Annotated in this window: 15 protein-coding genes; 2 read left to right on the top strand and 13 right to left on the bottom strand. The window is 58.2% G+C overall.

The annotated features are described in order from the left end of the window. Window positions 1–2 precede the first annotated feature (2 nt). The 12 genes from nuoC to CKW26_RS07290 form a co-directional block, all read right to left on the bottom strand. Window positions 3–1787 carry an NADH-quinone oxidoreductase subunit C/D gene (nuoC, locus tag CKW26_RS07345; RefSeq protein WP_093434270.1) on the bottom strand — a complete coding sequence of 595 codons (1785 nt, stop codon included), beginning with the start codon at window positions 1785–1787 and terminating at the stop codon, window positions 3–5. A 73-nt stretch (window positions 1788–1860) separates the two neighbouring features. After that, window positions 1861–2535, bottom strand: coding sequence for an NADH-quinone oxidoreductase subunit B family protein (locus CKW26_RS07340; RefSeq protein WP_003223809.1), 675 nt, complete (start codon window positions 2533–2535; stop codon window positions 1861–1863). A 10-nt stretch (window positions 2536–2545) separates the two neighbouring features. Then, the gene (locus CKW26_RS07335; RefSeq protein ID WP_003223812.1) at window positions 2546–2959 is read right to left on the bottom strand and encodes an NADH-quinone oxidoreductase subunit A; all 414 of its coding nucleotides are present in this window, start codon (window positions 2957–2959) and stop codon (window positions 2546–2548) included. Window positions 2960–3596: 637 nt separating this feature from the next. Then, a complete protein-coding gene (gene aceA, locus CKW26_RS07330; RefSeq protein ID WP_007920195.1) occupies window positions 3597–4922 on the bottom strand; it encodes an isocitrate lyase in 1326 nt (441 codons plus the stop codon). A 473-nt stretch (window positions 4923–5395) separates the two neighbouring features. After that, window positions 5396–6157, bottom strand: a complete 762-nt coding sequence (locus CKW26_RS07325; RefSeq protein ID WP_095048076.1) for a secretin N-terminal domain-containing protein — start codon at window positions 6155–6157, stop codon at window positions 5396–5398. 233 nt (window positions 6158–6390) lie between these two features. Beyond that, a complete protein-coding gene (locus tag CKW26_RS07320; RefSeq protein WP_034155132.1) occupies window positions 6391–6816 on the bottom strand; it encodes a GNAT family N-acetyltransferase in 426 nt (141 codons plus the stop codon). Then, complete coding sequence (locus CKW26_RS07315) at window positions 6809–7978, bottom strand: cupin domain-containing protein (protein ID WP_095048075.1); 1170 nt, start codon at window positions 7976–7978, stop codon at window positions 6809–6811. Before CKW26_RS07315 ends, CKW26_RS07320 begins: the two co-directional genes overlap by 8 nt. 86 nt (window positions 7979–8064) lie before the next feature. After that, on the bottom strand, window positions 8065–9435 hold the full coding sequence (purB, locus tag CKW26_RS07310) for an adenylosuccinate lyase (RefSeq protein WP_016987412.1): 1371 nt from the start codon (window positions 9433–9435) through the stop codon (window positions 8065–8067). 127 nt (window positions 9436–9562) lie between these two features. Continuing rightward, window positions 9563–10186, bottom strand: a complete 624-nt coding sequence (gene hflD / locus CKW26_RS07305; RefSeq protein WP_095048074.1) for a high frequency lysogenization protein HflD — start codon at window positions 10184–10186, stop codon at window positions 9563–9565. Beyond that, window positions 10183–11307 (bottom strand): tRNA 2-thiouridine(34) synthase MnmA, encoded by a 1125-nt coding sequence (mnmA, locus tag CKW26_RS07300; protein ID WP_095048073.1) that lies wholly within the window; start codon window positions 11305–11307, stop codon window positions 10183–10185. Before mnmA ends, hflD begins: the two co-directional genes overlap by 4 nt. 59 nt (window positions 11308–11366) lie before the next feature. After that, the gene (locus CKW26_RS07295) at window positions 11367–11813 is read right to left on the bottom strand and encodes an NUDIX hydrolase (RefSeq protein ID WP_095048072.1); all 447 of its coding nucleotides are present in this window, start codon (window positions 11811–11813) and stop codon (window positions 11367–11369) included. Between the two features lie 205 nt (window positions 11814–12018). Then, the gene (locus CKW26_RS07290) at window positions 12019–14244 is read right to left on the bottom strand and encodes an NADP-dependent isocitrate dehydrogenase (protein ID WP_095048071.1); all 2226 of its coding nucleotides are present in this window, start codon (window positions 14242–14244) and stop codon (window positions 12019–12021) included. 481 nt (window positions 14245–14725) lie between these two features. Here CKW26_RS07290 and icd point away from each other — a divergent pair, with 481 nt between their 5' ends. Beyond that, entirely contained in the window at window positions 14726–15982 is a 1257-nt protein-coding gene (icd, locus tag CKW26_RS07280) for an NADP-dependent isocitrate dehydrogenase (protein ID WP_007920207.1), read from the top strand. A gap of 86 nt (window positions 15983–16068) precedes the next feature. Here icd and CKW26_RS07275 read toward each other — a convergent pair whose 3' ends face one another. Further along, a complete protein-coding gene (locus CKW26_RS07275) occupies window positions 16069–16362 on the bottom strand; it encodes a cold shock domain-containing protein (protein ID WP_095048108.1) in 294 nt (97 codons plus the stop codon). A gap of 224 nt (window positions 16363–16586) precedes the next feature. Here CKW26_RS07275 and clpS point away from each other — a divergent pair, with 224 nt between their 5' ends. Further along, the gene (clpS, locus tag CKW26_RS07270) at window positions 16587–16970 is read left to right on the top strand and encodes an ATP-dependent Clp protease adapter ClpS (RefSeq protein ID WP_011334948.1); all 384 of its coding nucleotides are present in this window, start codon (window positions 16587–16589) and stop codon (window positions 16968–16970) included. Window position 16971 lies beyond the last annotated feature (1 nt).

Here is a 16971-nt window from a genome sequence, read left to right as displayed (position 1 = left end):
GCTTAGCGGTCCACGTCGGCCATAACGAAATCGATACTACCCAGGTACGCAATCATGTCCGCGACCATGCTGCCTTTGATCACCGAAGGGATCTGTTGCAGATGCGGGAAGCTTGGAGTGCGGATCCGGGTACGGTAGCTCATGGTGCCGCCGTCGCTCGTCAGGTAATAACTGTTGATACCCTTGGTCGCTTCGATCATCTGGAAGGATTCGTTGGCCGGCATCACCGGGCCCCACGAAACTTGCAGGAAGTGCGTGATCAGGGTTTCGATGTGCTGCAGCGTGCGCTCTTTCGGCGGCGGCGTGGTCAGCGGGTGATCCGCCTTGTACGGGCCTTCCGGCATGTTGCGCATGCACTGGTCGATGATCTTGATGCTCTGGCGCATCTCTTCGACGCGAACCATGCAGCGGTCGTAGGCATCGCCGTTGGCAGCCAGCGGTACTTCGAACTCGAAGTTCTCGTAGCCGGAGTACGGACGCGCTTTACGCAGGTCGAAGTCGCACCCGGTCGAACGCAGGCCAGCACCGGTGACGCCCCATTCCAGGGCTTCTTTGGTGTTGTACTGGGCGACGCCGATGGTACGGCCCTTGAGGATGCTGTTCTGCAGGGCAGCCTTGGTGTATTCGTCGAGGCGTTTTGGCAGCCATTCAACGAAGTCCTTCACCAGTTTTTCCCAGCCGCGTGGCAGGTCGTGCGCGACGCCACCGATGCGGTACCAGGCCGGGTGCAGACGGAAACCGGTAATGGCTTCGATCACCGTGTACGCCTTCTGGCGGTCGGTGAAGGTGAAGAACACCGGAGTCATGGCGCCGACGTCCTGGATGTAAGTCCCGAGGAACAACAGGTGGCTGGTGATCCGGAAGAACTCGGCCATCATGATGCGGATGACGTCGACCTTCTCAGGCACCTTGATGCCGGCCAGCTTCTCGACCGAGAGCACGTACGGCAGGTTGTTCATCACGCCGCCGAGGTAGTCAATACGGTCGGTGTACGGGATGAAACTGTGCCACGACTGACGCTCGGCCATCTTCTCGGCGCCACGGTGGTGGTAGCCAATGTCCGGCACGCAGTCGACGATCTCTTCACCGTCCAGTTGCAGAATGATGCGGAACGCACCGTGCGCAGAAGGGTGGTTCGGGCCGAGGTTGAGGAACATGTAGTCCTCGTTCGGACCGGAACGCTTCATGCCCCAGTCTTCCGGACGGAAACGCGCGGCTTCTTCCTCAAGCTGTTGCTTGGCGAGGTTGAGGCTGTACGGATCGAATTCGGTGGCGCGCGCCGGGAAGTCCTTGCGCAGCGGGTGACCTTCCCAGGTCGGCGGCATCATGATGCGCGACAGGTGCGGGTGACCTTTGAAGTCGATACCGAACATGTCCCAGACTTCACGCTCGTACCAGTTGGCGTTCGGCCAGATGCTGGTGACGGTCGGCAAGCTGAGGTCGCTCTCGGACAAGGCGACCTTGATCATCACGTCACTATTACGCTCCAGCGACATGAGGTGATAGAACACTGTGAACTCGGCGTCGCTCGGCAGCCCTTGACGCTTGGTGCGCAGACGCTCGTCCACGCCGTGCAGGTCATAGAGCATGACGTACGGCTTGGGCAGGTTGCGCAGGAAAGTCAGGACTTCGACGAGTCTGGCACGCGCCACCCACAGCACCGGCATGCCGGTGCGGGTTGGCTGGGCGGTGAACGCCTCCGGGCCAAAACGGTTGTTCAATTCAACGACCACATCCTGGTCGTCTGCCTTATAAGGCGGGATGTACAGAGCGCTGCCTGTAGTCATGGTTATTTTTTCGCTTTCGGTCAACGTAAAGAATGAAGCCAGCTTCTCGTTTCTATTTCAGAACAGATCTGGATCAGACTTCGTCAGGGCTGCGCAGGTTGGTGACTGCGATTCGCTGTTCGCGGCGCTGTTCCTTCTGCGAAGGCATGTCGGCGCGATACACGCCTTGATCACCAACGACCCAGGAAAGCGGACGACGCTCCTGTCCAATCGATTCCTGCAGCAGCATCAAGCCTTGCAGAAATGCTTCCGGACGGGGCGGGCAGCCAGGTACGTAGACGTCCACGGGCAGGAACTTGTCCACCCCTTGAACCACAGAGTAGATGTCGTACATGCCACCGGAGTTAGCGCACGAACCCATGGAGATAACCCACTTCGGCTCGAGCATTTGCTCGTAGAGACGCTGGATGATCGGCGCCATCTTGATGAAGCAGGTGCCGGCGATAACCATGAAGTCGGCCTGACGCGGCGATGCCCGGATAACTTCGGCGCCAAAGCGCGCGATGTCGTGGGGCGCCGTGAAGGCGGTGGTCATTTCCACGTAGCAGCACGACAGGCCGAAGTTGTACGGCCACAGGGAGTTTTTACGTCCCCAGTTGACCGCGCCACTCAGCACGTCTTCCAGCTTGCCCATGAAAATGTTTTTGTGGACTTGATCTTCTAACGGATCGGAAACGGTTTCCCGTTCGCCAATCGGATATTGCTCGTTAGGAGCATCGGGGTCGATCCTGGTGAGATTGTATTGCATTGCCAAAGCCTCATTGTTTCAGCTTCGCCTGCCGCTTGCGACGAGCTTCCGGAGCCCAGTCAAGGGCGCCCACTCGGAACAGGTAGACAAGACCTGCCAACAGAATTGCTATGAAAACGAGAGCTTCGACGAATCCGGTCCAGCCGCTTTCGCGGACGGACACAGACCATGCAAAGAGAAAGAGGGCTTCGATATCGAAGATCACGAAGAGCATCGCGACCAGATAGAATTTGGCTGAGAGCCGCAAGCGGGCGCCACCGGTAGGTAGCATGCCCGACTCGAACGGTTCGTTTTTGCTGCGACCCCAGGCTTTTGACCCGAGGAGGCTGGAGACGCCAAGCATGAAGGCACACAGGCCGACGACACCCAGAAGGAAAATGGCAAAGCCCCAATTGTGGGCCATGAGTCCTGTCGCTTCGGGCATGCTGGTAATCCTTAACAGAGAGCAAAGGTCTCTGAGCTTGATAAAGAAATAGGCAGTGACGATATGTCGCAGCAATCAATCGCGCTGATTTTATGGCTAAACACCCTGCAAGTAAAATTCCTATAGCGAAATTATTTATTGGAATAAGGACATAGCGCATCTCCAATGCCCTGCAGCCCATGCGTTGCGGGCATTAGGCGGGTTTATGCAAATAATGTTTTGTAGGGAATGTAACGAACATAGTTGTGGCTAAATGATAATTAATATCGTTTGAGGGTGTTTTGTAACTGTTTAACGGGATGTCAGTCGGGAAGTTGTCTTACTTGCACGTTACTGCAATTAGCGACGGCGCCCGTTTTAGCGGATTTTTCTGACGGTTGTACCGCTCTGGATCAATGTTTTCTCCGAACGACACCGATCCCTGTAGGAGTGAGCCTGCTCGCGATGGCGGTGGGTCAGTCACCGTATGCGCAAGCTGACACACCGCCATCGCGAGCAGGCTCACTCCTACAGGGATTTGTGGTGTTCATTAAATCGGGGCAAAAAAACGCCCCGAACCAGTCGGGGCGTCAGTTTTGCGGCTCTGCGGTTAGCTTTCTATACGATCCGCAAAGGCCGTTTGCTCAGCGAAGCAGAATCAGTGGAACTGTTCTTCTTCAGTCGAACCGGTCAGTGCGGTTACCGAGGACGAGCCACCTTGAATCACAGTGGTCATGTCGTCGAAGTAGCCGGTGCCCACTTCCTGCTGGTGAGCCACGAAGGTGTAACCCTTGGCGGCGTCAGCGAATTCCTGCTCCTGCAGCTTCACGTAGGCAGTCATGTCGTTGCGGGCGTAGTCGTGCGCCAGGTTGAACATGCTGTGCCACATGTTGTGAATGCCGGCCAGGGTGATGAACTGGTGCTTATAACCCATGGCGGACAGTTCGCGCTGGAATTTGGCGATGGTCGCGTCGTCCAGGTTTTTCTTCCAGTTGAAGGACGGCGAGCAGTTGTACGATAGCAGTTGGTCCGGGTATTCCTTTTTGATCGCTTCAGCGAAACGACGAGCCTCGTCCAGATCCGGCTTGGCAGTTTCGCACCAGATCAGGTCGGCGTACGGCGCATAAGCCAGGCCACGGGCGATGGCTTGATCGAGGCCGGCGCGAACCTTGTAGAAGCCTTCCTGAGTGCGCTCGCCAGTTACGAACGGCTGGTCGTACGGGTCGCAGTCGGAAGTCAGCAGGTCAGCAGCGTTAGCGTCGGTACGGGCCAGGATGATGGTCGGAGTACCGGCAACGTCGGCAGCCAGACGTGCAGCGGTCAGCTTCTGTACGGCTTCCTGAGTCGGAACCAGTACTTTGCCGCCCATGTGACCGCACTTCTTCACGGAAGCCAGTTGGTCTTCGAAGTGAACGCCAGCGGCGCCTGCTTCGATCATGCTCTTCATCAGCTCATAGGCGTTCAGTACGCCGCCGAAACCGGCTTCAGCGTCAGCCACGATCGGCGCGAAGTAGTCGATGTAGCCGTCGTCGCCCGGGTTCTTGCCGGCTTTCCACTGGATCTGGTCAGCACGACGGAACGAGTTGTTGATGCGCTTGACCACGGTTGGAACCGAATCCACCGGGTACAGCGACTGATCCGGGTACATGGATTCTGCGGAGTTGTTGTCCGCAGCCACTTGCCAGCCCGACAGGTAGATCGCCTGGATACCGGCTTTGACCTGTTGAACAGCCTGGCCGCCAGTCAAAGCGCCCATGCAGTTGACGAAATCTTTCTCAGGACGGAAGGAAGGCTTGGCACCCTGGGTGACCAGGTTCCACAGCTTGTCGGCGCCCATTTTTGCAAAGGTGTGCTCAGGTTGAACCGAGCCACGCAGACGGACGACGTCAGCAGCGGAGTAAGTGCGAGTCACGCCTTTCCAGCGCGGGTTTTCAGCCCAGTCTTTTTCGAGGGCTGCAATTTGCTGTTCGCGTGTCAGTGCCATGGAGATAAACCTCGTCGCGTCTTTATGAAAAGTTGTTCTGCGGTGGAAAATTCCTGCGCTCGCTGACCAGAAGCTTAGGTGGTCAAGTCGGATTCGGCGGGGTAGGCGACGGGATGAACGATAGGCTCGAGGGGAAGTGAGCAGGTAGTGGCGGACTGCGGGCGCATTCGGGCGTCGTGGGCCTTTATACGGTCTACAGTGTGAAGCCGGGTTACCTAATTACGCTTCCGTCCCTCGGGACAACTTCGTTCCAGTCGGCAACCTCGTCAAACACACCTTGTGGGCGGTACAGACACGAAGCGGTTCGCGGGGTAGGTGCGAACATCGCTTCGAAGGCCCTTGCCAGGGCCTCTGATTAGCGGGAGCGAGGCCATCATGCCTTCGCTTTTTTACCCCGTCAAACGTTTTGTAGTGCTTTTTTTCAAGCACTACATCTTTCGTCTAATACGACTAATCAGTCAGTTTTCGGTGCTTTAGTCCAGGGCGTCGACTTTCACCCGCAAGGTCATGTCATCCCGGCCTTGAGTCGAGTAGCTGCGGGTCAGGCCCTGTTTGTCGGCCTGGGTCTGGCGATTGACGCCGGCGAGGGTGATCCACTCGCCGAGGCGCCCGCTGACAGTTGTGTCGGTGCTTTGCACGTTCACTACATCGGGACGTTCCTGGCTCATGCGGTCACGGTTGGTACTGATCGCCAAGTGAACGATGTCGCCGGTGACGCTGGCGGTGACATAGAAACCCTGGGTGACGTTGCGGTATTGCGTCTGGCTGTTGTAACCGCCGTAGGAATCGCTCTGAACATTGGTGATCGGAACGCTCTGGCCAACCTGAATCAGCGCCGGCATGCCATCGGTGGCCTGAACTTGCTGGACGCCGCCCTCACGGCTGGCGGTGCTGCGGCTGATGATGCGGGTCTGGTTTGGTTGAGAGCCGTTGACTGAATAGCCTTCGTCCCCACGGCCATTGTTTTCGTTGGTGTCGACGGTGATCAGTAGACGCTTGGGCGCAGTGTCGAGTTGGGTGATCAGCGCCTTGAGTTCCTGAATCTTGTCCGGCTCGGCCTTGATGATCAGTTGGTTGCCATAGGCGCTGACCTGACCGTCCTTGCCGAGGAAGTCTTGCGCCATCGGCAGCATGTCAGTGCTGGTGCGGTAATTGAGAGGCACGATTTCTGTGGCTGCCATCACCGAAAAACTGCAACCGAGCAGCAGGGTGGTGAGCAGGGTGCGTAGGGACATGTCCGTTATCTCCGCTTTCGAAAGGCTTGATATTGCCAGTTTGTCGGCCTTGGGTGGGGCAAGTTGAATCGTAGACAGCAAAACGCCCCGGCATCGGTTGATGTCGGGGCGTAATCGTTCCCACGCTCTGCGTGGGAATGCAGCCAGTGACGCTCTGCGTCACATGCCGCAAGGGACGCGGAGCGTCCCGAGAGGCATTCCCACGCAGAGCGTGGGAATGATCAGGGCAGAGCTCAGGCCGAATGCCGAACCATGTCGACATGCGGAATCCCGGCTTCGAGGAATTCCTCGCTGACCAAGCTGAAGCCTAAGCGCTCATAGAACGCGGTGGCCTGAACCTGCGCGCTGAGCATTTGCTGCTTCAATCCACGTTCTTCAGCTTCAGCAATCACCGCTTGCATCAGCGCATCACCGACTTTCATGCCGCGCCAGTCTTTCAGCACTGAAACCCGGCCAATGTGCCCATCAGGCAACAGGCGCGCAGTACCAATCGGAAAGTCGCCTTCAAACGCCAGAAAATGCACGGCGGTCGCGTCATCCGCGTCCCATTCCAGCTCAGGTGGCACCGATTGTTCGGCGATGAACACCGTTTCACGAATGCGCCGGATCTCGGCGATGTCCTTCTGCCAGTCTGCGACACGAACGCGAATTTTATTCATCAGCGAACCCCAGGCTCCCTTGCTTGACCAACTGGCACAGCAGGCCGCAAGCGTCTTCGTCGTTCAGCCACTTACCGAGGTTGTCAGTGTGCAGGGCGTCAGCGGCGCAGATCAGCTTCAACAGTTCGCGTAGCTTGCCCGGCAGGTAACGGCTCTGGCCGCTGGCGAACAGCAGCAGGTCGTCATCGACTTCCGACCAGGCCAGGCGCGCACTCGGGTTGCGGATCAGAATGGCGCCATCCTGTAGGGCGGCGAGGAAGTCTTCTTCTTCGATTTCTTCCGGGCCGGCCACCAGTTCCGGATAGCGTGGCTCGGTCATGTACTGGCCGAACCAGGTCAGCAGCAGGCGTTCGTCGCTCATGTGCTCGGCGAGCAGGGCTTTCAGGCGATCCAGTGCATCGTGTTGAATCTGGTGTGGATCGCTGGCCGGCTGCGCATCGGCATCGGTGTAGCGCTCTTCGTCAGTCAGGAACTGGCTGAGGAAGTCGGTGAAGTGAGTCAGCACTTCGGAAGCGCTTGGTGCGCGGAAACCGACCGAGTAGGTCATGCAGTTATCGACCGCGACGCCACAGTGAGCCAGGCGCGGTGGCAGGTAGAGCATGTCGCCCGGTTCCAGTACCCATTCTTCGGTCTCGTGGAATTCAGCGAGGATGCGCAGGTCCGCGTGTTGCAGCAGCGGGCTCTCGGAATCGCACATCTGGCCGATTTTCCAGTTGCGCTTGCCGTGGCCTTGCAGCAGGAATACGTCGTAGTTGTCGAAGTGCGGACCAACGCTGCCACCCGGGGCGGCGAAGCTGATCATCACGTCATCGACCCGCCAGCTCGGCAGGAAACGGAAGTTTTCCAGCAGTTCGCTGACTTCCGGGACGAATTGGTCGACCGCTTGAACCAGCAGGGTCCACTCTTTTTCCGGCAGCTTGCTGAATTCGTCTTCAGCGAACGGGCCGCGACGCAGTTCCCATGGGCGCTCGCCATGCTCGATCACAAGGCGCGATTCGACTTCTTCTTCCAGGGCCAGGCCGGCCAGTTCGTCGGCGTCGATCGGGCTTTCGAAGTCAGGAATCGCCTGACGGATCAACAGTGGCTTTTTCTGCCAGTAGTCGCGCAGGAATTCGCGTGCTGTGAGGCCGCCCAGAAGTTGAAGAGGAATATCGGAATTCATATGTAACCTATTGAAAAAAAGCACTTTTCAGACGGGAATAAAAACGCCCGGCGCGGCCGGGCGTCTCAAGCGGATCAAGCGGTCGATCAGATGCGTTTGGCTTGCGCTACAGCGTTGCCGATGTAGTTGGCCGGAGTCAGTTGCTTGAGCTCGGCTTTCGCTTGCGCTGGCATGTCCAGGCCGTCGATGAAAGTCTGCAACGCTTCAGGGCTGATGCCCTTGCCGCGGGTCAGTTCTTTCAGCTTCTCGTACGGGTTTTCGATGTTGTAGCGGCGCATCACGGTCTGGATCGGCTCAGCCAATACTTCCCAGCAAGCGTCGAGGTCAGCGGCAATCTTCTGCTCGTTGAGCTCCAGTTTGCTGATGCCTTTGAGGCTGGCTTCGTAGGCGATCACGCTGTGGGCGAAGCCGACACCGAGATTACGCAGTACGGTGGAGTCGGTCAGGTCGCGCTGCCAGCGGGAAATCGGCAGTTTGCTCGCCAGGTGCTGGAACAGTGCGTTGGCGATGCCCAGGTTGCCTTCGGAGTTTTCGAAGTCGATCGGGTTGACCTTGTGCGGCATGGTCGACGAACCGATTTCGCCAGCGATGGTGCGCTGCTTGAAATAACCCAGGGAGATGTAGCCCCAGATGTCACGGTCGAAGTCGATCAGGATGGTATTGAAGCGCGCAATTGCGTCGAACAGCTCGGCGATGTAGTCGTGCGGTTCGATCTGCGTGGTGTACGGGTTGAAGCCCAGGCCCAGCTCGTCTTCGATGAAGGCGCGGGCGTTGGCTTCCCAGTCGATCTGCGGGTAGGCCGACAGGTGGGCGTTGTAGTTGCCGACAGCGCCGTTGATCTTGCCCAGCAGCGGCACGGCAGCGACTTGAGCGATCTGACGCTCGAGACGGTAAACCACGTTCGCCAGCTCTTTACCCAGAGTGGTTGGCGAGGCTGGTTGACCGTGGGTGCGCGACAGCATCGGCACGTCAGCGAAACGGATGGCCAGTTCGCGGATGGCGTTGGCGGTCTGGCGCATCAGCGGCAGCATCACGTCGTCACGGCCTTCGCGCAGCATCAGGGCGTGGGACAGGTTGTTGATGTCTTCGCTGGTGCAGGCAAAGTGGATGAACTCGCTGACCTTGGCCAGCTCCGGCAGCTTGGCCGCCTGCTCTTTGAGCAGGTATTCGATCGCTTTGACGTCGTGGTTGGTGGTGCGCTCGATCTCTTTGACGCGCTCGGCGTGCTCCAGCGAGAAGTTTTCAGCCAGTTCATTGAGAACGGCGTTGGCTTCGGCGGAGAAGGCTGGTACTTCAGGAATGCCAGCGTGGGCGGCCAGGCGCTGGAGCCAGCGTACTTCAACCAGAACTCGGGCACGGATCAGGCCGTACTCGCTGAAAATCGGGCGCAGGGCCTGGGTTTTGCCGGCGTAGCGGCCGTCAACAGGGGAAACCGCAGTGAGCGAAGAAAGCTGCATGGGGTGTTCTCGGACAGTCGGGCAACGAAATGGGGCGCGTATCATACATGAAAAAATCCGCCGGTCCGTTGCCAACTGACCGGCGTATTACGCGTTACAGACTACAAAGCTTTTATTGCAGGGCGATTTACTCGCTGCGCATCAACGGATACAGCTCTTTGAGCAGCTTGCGCCGGCTGATCACCAACTGCCAGCGATGGCCGCCGAGCTGCCGCCACAGGCGCGCCGAACGAATGCCGGCAAGCAACAGAGCGCGAATTTTCGAGGCATTGCTCGGCTGCTGCAGATTGCGCATGTCGCCATGCACCTGAATGCGTTGGCGCAAGGTGCTCAGGGTGTCCTGGTACAGCGCGCCGCAAGCCGCGACCACGTTTTCGTGGGCCGGGCCGAAATGCTCGACCTGCGACTGGATCTGCGGCAAGCGCTTGCCGATGATGTCGAGCATGTCGTTGCGCTTGGCCAGTTGACGTTCCAGGCCGAGCATCGACAGGGCATAACGCAGTGGCTCGCGCTGCAATGTGCTTGGGTCGCGCTCGAGGGCGCCGATCAGTGCACGGTAACCTTCGCGCAAATTGATGTCGTCGCCGCCGTACACGTCCAGCGTGTCCTTCGGGTCGCGCACGAGCAGGCTGCCGAGCATGCAGCTCAGGCCGGCTTCGTTGGTCTGGCCGGTCTTGGCGATCCGGTCGACCAGCACGGCGGCGAGAAACACGCCGCCGAGCGCCGTCAGTTGCTCCTGAGTCGGGCTCATGCCTGGCCACTCCACGGCTCGGCCACTTCGATCACGCCGCCGCCGAGGCAGATTTCACCGTCGTAGAACACCACCGATTGGCCCGGCGTCACCGCGCGTTGCGGCTCGTCGAACACGGCGCGGTAGCCACTGGCGGTTTTTTCCAGGGTGCAGGTCTGGTCGCTCTGGCGATAACGCACTTTCGCGGTCAGGCGCAGCGGCTGGCTCAGGTCGATCGGGTTGACCCAATAGATTTCCGAAGCGAGCAGGGCGCTGGAAAACAGCCACGGATGGTTGTTGCCCTGGCCGACGATCAGTTCGTTGGTGTCGAGATCCTTGCGCAGCACGTACCACGGCTCATCGCCGGCGTCTTTCAAACCACCAATGCCAAGGCCTTGGCGCTGACCGATGGTGTGGTACATCAAGCCGTGATGACGGCCGATGACTTCGCCTTCGGTGGTCTTAATCTCGCCCGGTTGCGCTGGCAGGTATTGCTTGAGGAAATCGCTGAAGCGACGCTCGCCGATGAAGCAGATCCCGGTGGAATCCTTCTTCTTGGCGGTCGCCAGCTCGTATTTCTCGGCAATGGCGCGCACTTCCGGCTTTTCCAGTTCGCCGACCGGGAACAGGGTCTTGGCAATCTGTTCGCCGCCAACGGCGTGCAGGAAATAGCTCTGATCCTTGTTCGGATCGAGGCCTTTGAGCAGCTCGGTACGACCATCAATGTCGCGGCGGCGCACGTAGTGGCCGGTGGCAATCAGGTCGGCGCCGAGCATCATGGCGTAGTCGAGGAACGCCTTGAACTTGATCTCGCGGTTACACAGGATGTCCGGGTTCGGCGTACGGCCGGCCTTGTATTCGGCCAGGAAATGCTCGAACACGTTGTCCCAGTATTCAGCAGCGAAGTTGGCGGTGTGCAGCTTGATGCCGATCTTGTCGCAGACAGCCTGAGCATCCGCCAGGTCGTCCATGGCGGTGCAGTATTCCGTTCCGTCGTCTTCTTCCCAGTTCTTCATGAACAGGCCTTCCACCTCGTAACCCTGCTCGATCAGCAGGAGAGCGGAAACGGAAGAGTCCACGCCGCCGGACATGCCGACAATGACGCGCTTCTTGGATGTGTCAGAAGGGGCTGGATCACGCATAGGGATTCAATGAGTGTCTTGAAAAAGGACGCGATTCTAGCAGGCTCGCGGCCTCAAGGCTAAAGAGAAGGGCGGATCAGTTCGAGGCTGAAGTGATGGCCGGCCAGATAATCGTCGATGCAACGGATGATCAGCTCGCTGCGCCAGTTATCGCGCTGGGCGATTAATTCGTCGCGGGTCAGCCACTTGGCGCCGACGATGCCGTCGTCGAGTTGGTAATCGGGGTGGTGTTGCACGGCTTTGGCGCTGAAGCACACGCGCTGGTAGGTCACACCATTGCTCGGTGCGGTGTACAGGTAAATGCCGATCACGCCGGTAGGTTCGACGTCCCAGCCGGTTTCTTCGAGGGTTTCGCGCACGGCGGCGTCGATCAGGGTTTCGTCCGGGTCGAGATGGCCGGCGGGCTGGTTGAGCACGTTACGCCCGGCCTTGTGTTCCTCGACCATCAGGAAGCGGCCGTTGTCCTCGACGATGGTGGCGACGGTGATGTGGGGGAGCCATTCCATACGGTGTCCTCGTTTCTGAATATTGGAACCCGATCCCTGTGGGAGCTGGCTTGCCAGCGATGGCGGCCTATCATTCAGCATTGAAGGTGACTGATCCACCGCTATCGCTGGCAAGCCAGCTCCCACAGGGTTTTGTGGTGATCATAAAGCCCGGAAACACAAACCCCGGCACGAGGCCGGGGTTTGTGATGTTCCCTTTACAACCTTAAACCAGCGCAGCAATCGCCGCGTTGAGGGTTGCGCTTGGGCGCATGGCCTTGCTGATCAGCTCGGCATTGGCGTGGTAGTAACCGCCGATGTCGACTGGCTTGCCCTGAACGGCGTTGAGCTCGGCAACGATGGTTGCTTCGTTCTCGGTCAGAGTCTTAGCCAGAGTCGCGAACTGCGCTTGCAGTGCAGCGTCTTCAGTCTGGGCAGCCAGGGCCTGAGCCCAGTACATCGCCAGATAGAAGTGGCTGCCGCGGTTGTCGATGTTGCCGACTTTGCGCGATGGCGACTTGTTGTTGTCGAGGAACTGGCCGGTGGCCTGATCCAGGGTTTTCGACAGCACCAGGGCTTTCGGGTTGTTGTAGTTCACACCCAAATGCTCAAGGGACGCTGCCAGTGCAAGGAATTCACCCAGAGAATCCCAGCGCAGGAAGTTCTCTTCAACCAGTTGCTGCACGTGCTTCGGTGCCGAACCGCCGGCGCCGGTTTCGAACAGGCCACCGCCGTTCATCAGCGGCACGATCGACAGCATCTTGGCGCTGGTGCCCAGTTCCATGATCGGGAACAGGTCGGTCAGGTAGTCGCGCAGTACGTTGCCGGTCACCGAAATGGTGTCCTTGCCTTCGCGGGTGCGCTGCAGGGTGAACTTCATGGCGTCGACCGGCGCCATGATCTGGATGTCCAGACCGGCGGTGTCGTGATCCTTCAGGTAAGCCTGAACCTTCTCGATCACTACGCCATCGTGAGCGCGCATTGGGTCCAGCCAGAAAATCGCCGGAGTGTTGCTCGCGCGAGCACGGTTGACGGCCAGTTTGACCCAGTCCTGGATCGGCGCGTCTTTGGTCTGGCACATGCGGAAGATGTCGCCGGCTTCAACAGCCTGTTCCATCAGCAGGTTGCCCTTGCTGTCGGTGACGCGAACCACGCCGTCAGCCTTGATCTGGAAAGTCTTGTCGTGCGAGCCGTACTCTTCGGCTTTCTTCGCCATCAGGCCAACGTTTGGCACGCTGCCCATGGTGGTCGGGTCGAAAGCGCCATTGGCTTTGCAATCTTCGATCACAGCCTGGTAGATGGTCGCGTAGCAACGATCCGGGATCACGGCCTTGGTGTCGTGCAGCTGACCGTCGGTGCCCCACATCTTGCCGGAGTCACGGATCATCGCTGGCATCGAGGCGTCAACGATAACGTCGCTCGGCACGTGCAGGTTGGTGATGCCTTTGTCGGAGTTGACCATCGCCAGCGATGGGCGAGCAGCGTAGACCGCGGCCATGTCAGCTTCGATCTGAGCTTGCTGCTCGGCCGGCAGGGCCTTGATGCGCGCGTACAGATCGCCGATGCCGTTGTTCAGGTTGAAGCCGATCTCGGCCAGCACGTCAGCGTGCTTGGTCAGGGCGTCTTTATAGAACTCGGCAACGATCTGGCCGAACATGATCGGGTCGGAGACCTTCATCATGGTTGCTTTCAAGTGAACCGAAAGCAGCACGCCTTGAGCCTTGGCGCTTTCGATTTCAGCAGCGATGAACGCGCGCAGGGCGTTTTTGCTCATTACGGCGCAGTCGAGGATCTCGCCGGCCTGAACGGTGGTTTTTTCTTTCAGAACGGTAGCGGTACCGTCTTTGGCGATCAGCTCGATCTTCACGGCGTCAGCGGCGTCGATCAGGGCAGCTTTTTCGCTACCGTAGAAATCGCCGGTGCTCATGTGAGCGACGTGGGATTTGGAGTCTTTGGCCCAGGCGCCCATTTTGTGCGGGTGCTTGCGCGCGTAGTTCTTCACCGACAGCGGTGCGCGACGGTCGGAGTTGCCTTCACGCAGTACCGGGTTCACGGCGCTGCCCTTGACCTTGTCGTAACGCGCCTTGGCGTCTTTGTCGGCGTCGCTGGTCACGGTTTCCGGATAGTCCGGCAGGTTGTAACCCTGAGCTTGCAGCTCTTTGATCGCGGCTTGCAGCTGTGGCACCGAAGCGCTGATGTTCGGCAGCTTGATGATGTTGGCTTCAGGCGTAACGGCCAGGTCGCCCAGTTCGGCGAGGTGGTCGGCTACGGCTTTGTCGCCCAGTTGCTCGGGGAAGCTGGCCAGAATACGTGCTGCAAGAGAGATATCGCGGGTTTCCACGGCGATATCGGCCGAGGCGGTGTAAGCCTCGATGATCGGCAGCAGGGAATAGGTGGCGAGGGCTGGAGCTTCGTCGGTGAAGGTATAGATGATCTTCGAGCGGGTGGGCATATTCGGATTAACTCTCTCTTCTTTGCTAAAGCGTGCGCAGAAACTCGAGGGGCGCCGGGTAAGCGCGTTCGTTCAAAGTCATCCATGAACCGAATGTCGAGATTCTTCGCGGTGATGTTGGGTGCATCAGTAGAGCGTCAAGCAGTCGGACTGCGGTAACAACCCGACCAATCAGGCGGAAAGTCTCGTGCTAGAGAGGCCAGCCGTCGTGACCCTGTGGTCAGCGGGCGGCATTATACATAGGTAGCTGGCAATCTGCCGATGGTTCATATGCAACGATTCTCGTCCATTGGTCTAAAGGTCGCAGGGCAGGGTCGGGCGTAGAGTCGTCGCGAATGCTTGAGTTTGGCGCTTTTCCCTTTGCTTTCAGGCTTGTACGAAACGAGATGTAGGCGCGCCACGAACAGAGGGTTTGCGTGTTGATTTAACTGGGTTACGCTCGGACCAAGCCAGATGTTCAATCCAAACAATGGAGTTCAGCATGGGTTACAAGAAGATTCAGGTTCCAGCCGTCGGCGACAAAATCACCGTCAATGCAGACCATTCTCTCAATGTTCCTGATAACCCGATCATCCCCTTCATCGAAGGTGACGGCATTGGTGTCGACATCAGCCCGGTGATGATCAAGGTTGTCGATGCTGCAGTTCAAAAGGCATACGGCGGTAAACGCAAGATTTCCTGGATGGAAGTCTACGCCGGGGAAAAAGCCACTCAGGTTTACGATCAGGACACCTGGTTGCCTCAGGAAACTCTCGATGCCGTCAAGGATTACGTGGTTTCCATCAAAGGCCCGCTGACCACCCCGGTCGGTGGCGGCATCCGCTCGCTGAACGTGGCCCTGCGTCAGCAACTCGACCTGTACGTCTGCCTGCGCCCGGTGCGCTGGTTCGAAGGCGTACCAAGCCCGGTGAAAAAGCCCGGCGACGTCGACATGACCATTTTCCGCGAGAACTCCGAAGACATCTATGCGGGCATTGAGTGGAAGGCCGGTTCGCCGGAAGCCACCAAGGTCATCAAATTCCTTAAAGAAGAAATGGGCGTCACCAAGATCCGTTTCGACGAAAACTGCGGCATCGGCGTCAAGCCGGTTTCGCTGGAAGGCACCAAGCGTCTGGCGCGCAAGGCCCTGCAATATGTGGTCGATAACGACCGCGATTCGCTGACCATCGTGCACAAAGGCAACATCATGAAGTTCACCGAAGGTGCCTTCAAAGAGTGGGCCTACGAAGTGGCCGCTGAAGAATTCGGCGCGACCCTGCTCGACGGCGGACCGTGGATGCAGTTCAAAAACCCGAAAACCGGCAAGAACGTTGTGGTCAAAGATGCCATCGCCGACGCCATGCTCCAGCAGATCCTGCTGCGCCCGGCCGAATACGATGTGATCGCGACCCTCAACCTCAACGGCGACTACCTCTCCGACGCCCTGGCGGCGGAAGTGGGCGGTATCGGTATTGCACCGGGCGCCAACCTGTCCGACACCGTGGCGATGTTCGAAGCGACCCACGGTACTGCGCCGAAGTATGCCGGCAAGGATCAGGTCAACCCGGGTTCGCTGATTCTCTCTGCAGAGATGATGCTGCGCCACATGGGCTGGACCGAAGCGGCGGATCTGATCATCAAGGGCACCAACGGTGCTATTTCGGCCAAGACTGTGACCTATGACTTTGAGCGTCTGATGGACGGAGCCAAATTGGTTTCGTCTTCGGGTTTCGGCGATGCGCTGATTTCGCATATGTAAAACGCGGGCACATAAAAACCGCCTGACTCTTCATTGAGTCAGGCGGTTTTTTATTGCTTGGGATATTCAGGTGAAGATCAGTCAGCTCACGCTTTGGCAGTTGCGGCGGCAGCGCCAAAAGCAGCACTCTCAGCGGGGCTGGATGGTTCAATGATGACGTTTGTGATTTTTAGGGCATGCAGCCCCTTGGGACCTTGAACAATCTCAAAACTCACCAGTTGTCCGGCCTTTAGCGTTTTATACCCCTCCATCTCAATGGCGGAGTAGTGCGCAAAGAAATCAATCTCTTTTCCGTCTTCATCGCGGCCTTCGCGGGCGTCGGTATTGATAAAGCCGAATCCCTTGGCATTGTTGAACCATTTCACCTTGCCGACAGCCATGCTCAAATCCCTCTGCAACAGACTCCATCGCTGGAGTATCATCCAATTCATCCGCAATCTAATCCGTTAAAAGGATTGACTCCGCGGATCTTTTTTACCCACTGTGGGCTCTATTGGTTGTAACACCGTTTTCCCGATAGTCAAGGTGACCGGGCAGTCGGAGTTGAAAACGTGGACAACCGCCCCCACCACTGTATTTGCACAACTGACGAACCTTTCTTTCCATGCATGCAATCAGCCAGATTCGACTAACATTCAATCAGGATCGCCCGCTTCTCCAAAAGGATCTTCCACAGGAGCACGACGACGATTCGGCAGGCGTTGCTGTTCAGGAAGCAAAGCCTGCGTTACAGGCGCCGCCGATGTACAAGGTGGTTTTGTTTAATGATGACTACACACCGATGGATTTCGTCGTCGAAGTGCTCGAGGTGTTTTTTAACCTGAATCGCGAGCTGGCGACCAAGGTCATGCTGGCCGTTCACACAGAAGGACGGGCAGTATGTGGAGTGTTTACCCGCGACATCGCCGAGACAAAGGCCATGCAGGTCAACCAGTACGCCAGGGAAAGCCAGCATCCGCTACTCTGTGAAATCGAGAAGGACGGTTAAT

Source organism: Pseudomonas sp. Irchel s3h9 (assembly GCF_900187475.1).
Taxonomy (GTDB): Bacteria; Pseudomonadota; Gammaproteobacteria; order Pseudomonadales; family Pseudomonadaceae; genus Aquipseudomonas; species Aquipseudomonas neuropathica.
This window is presented reverse-complemented; position numbering and strand designations above follow the sequence as displayed.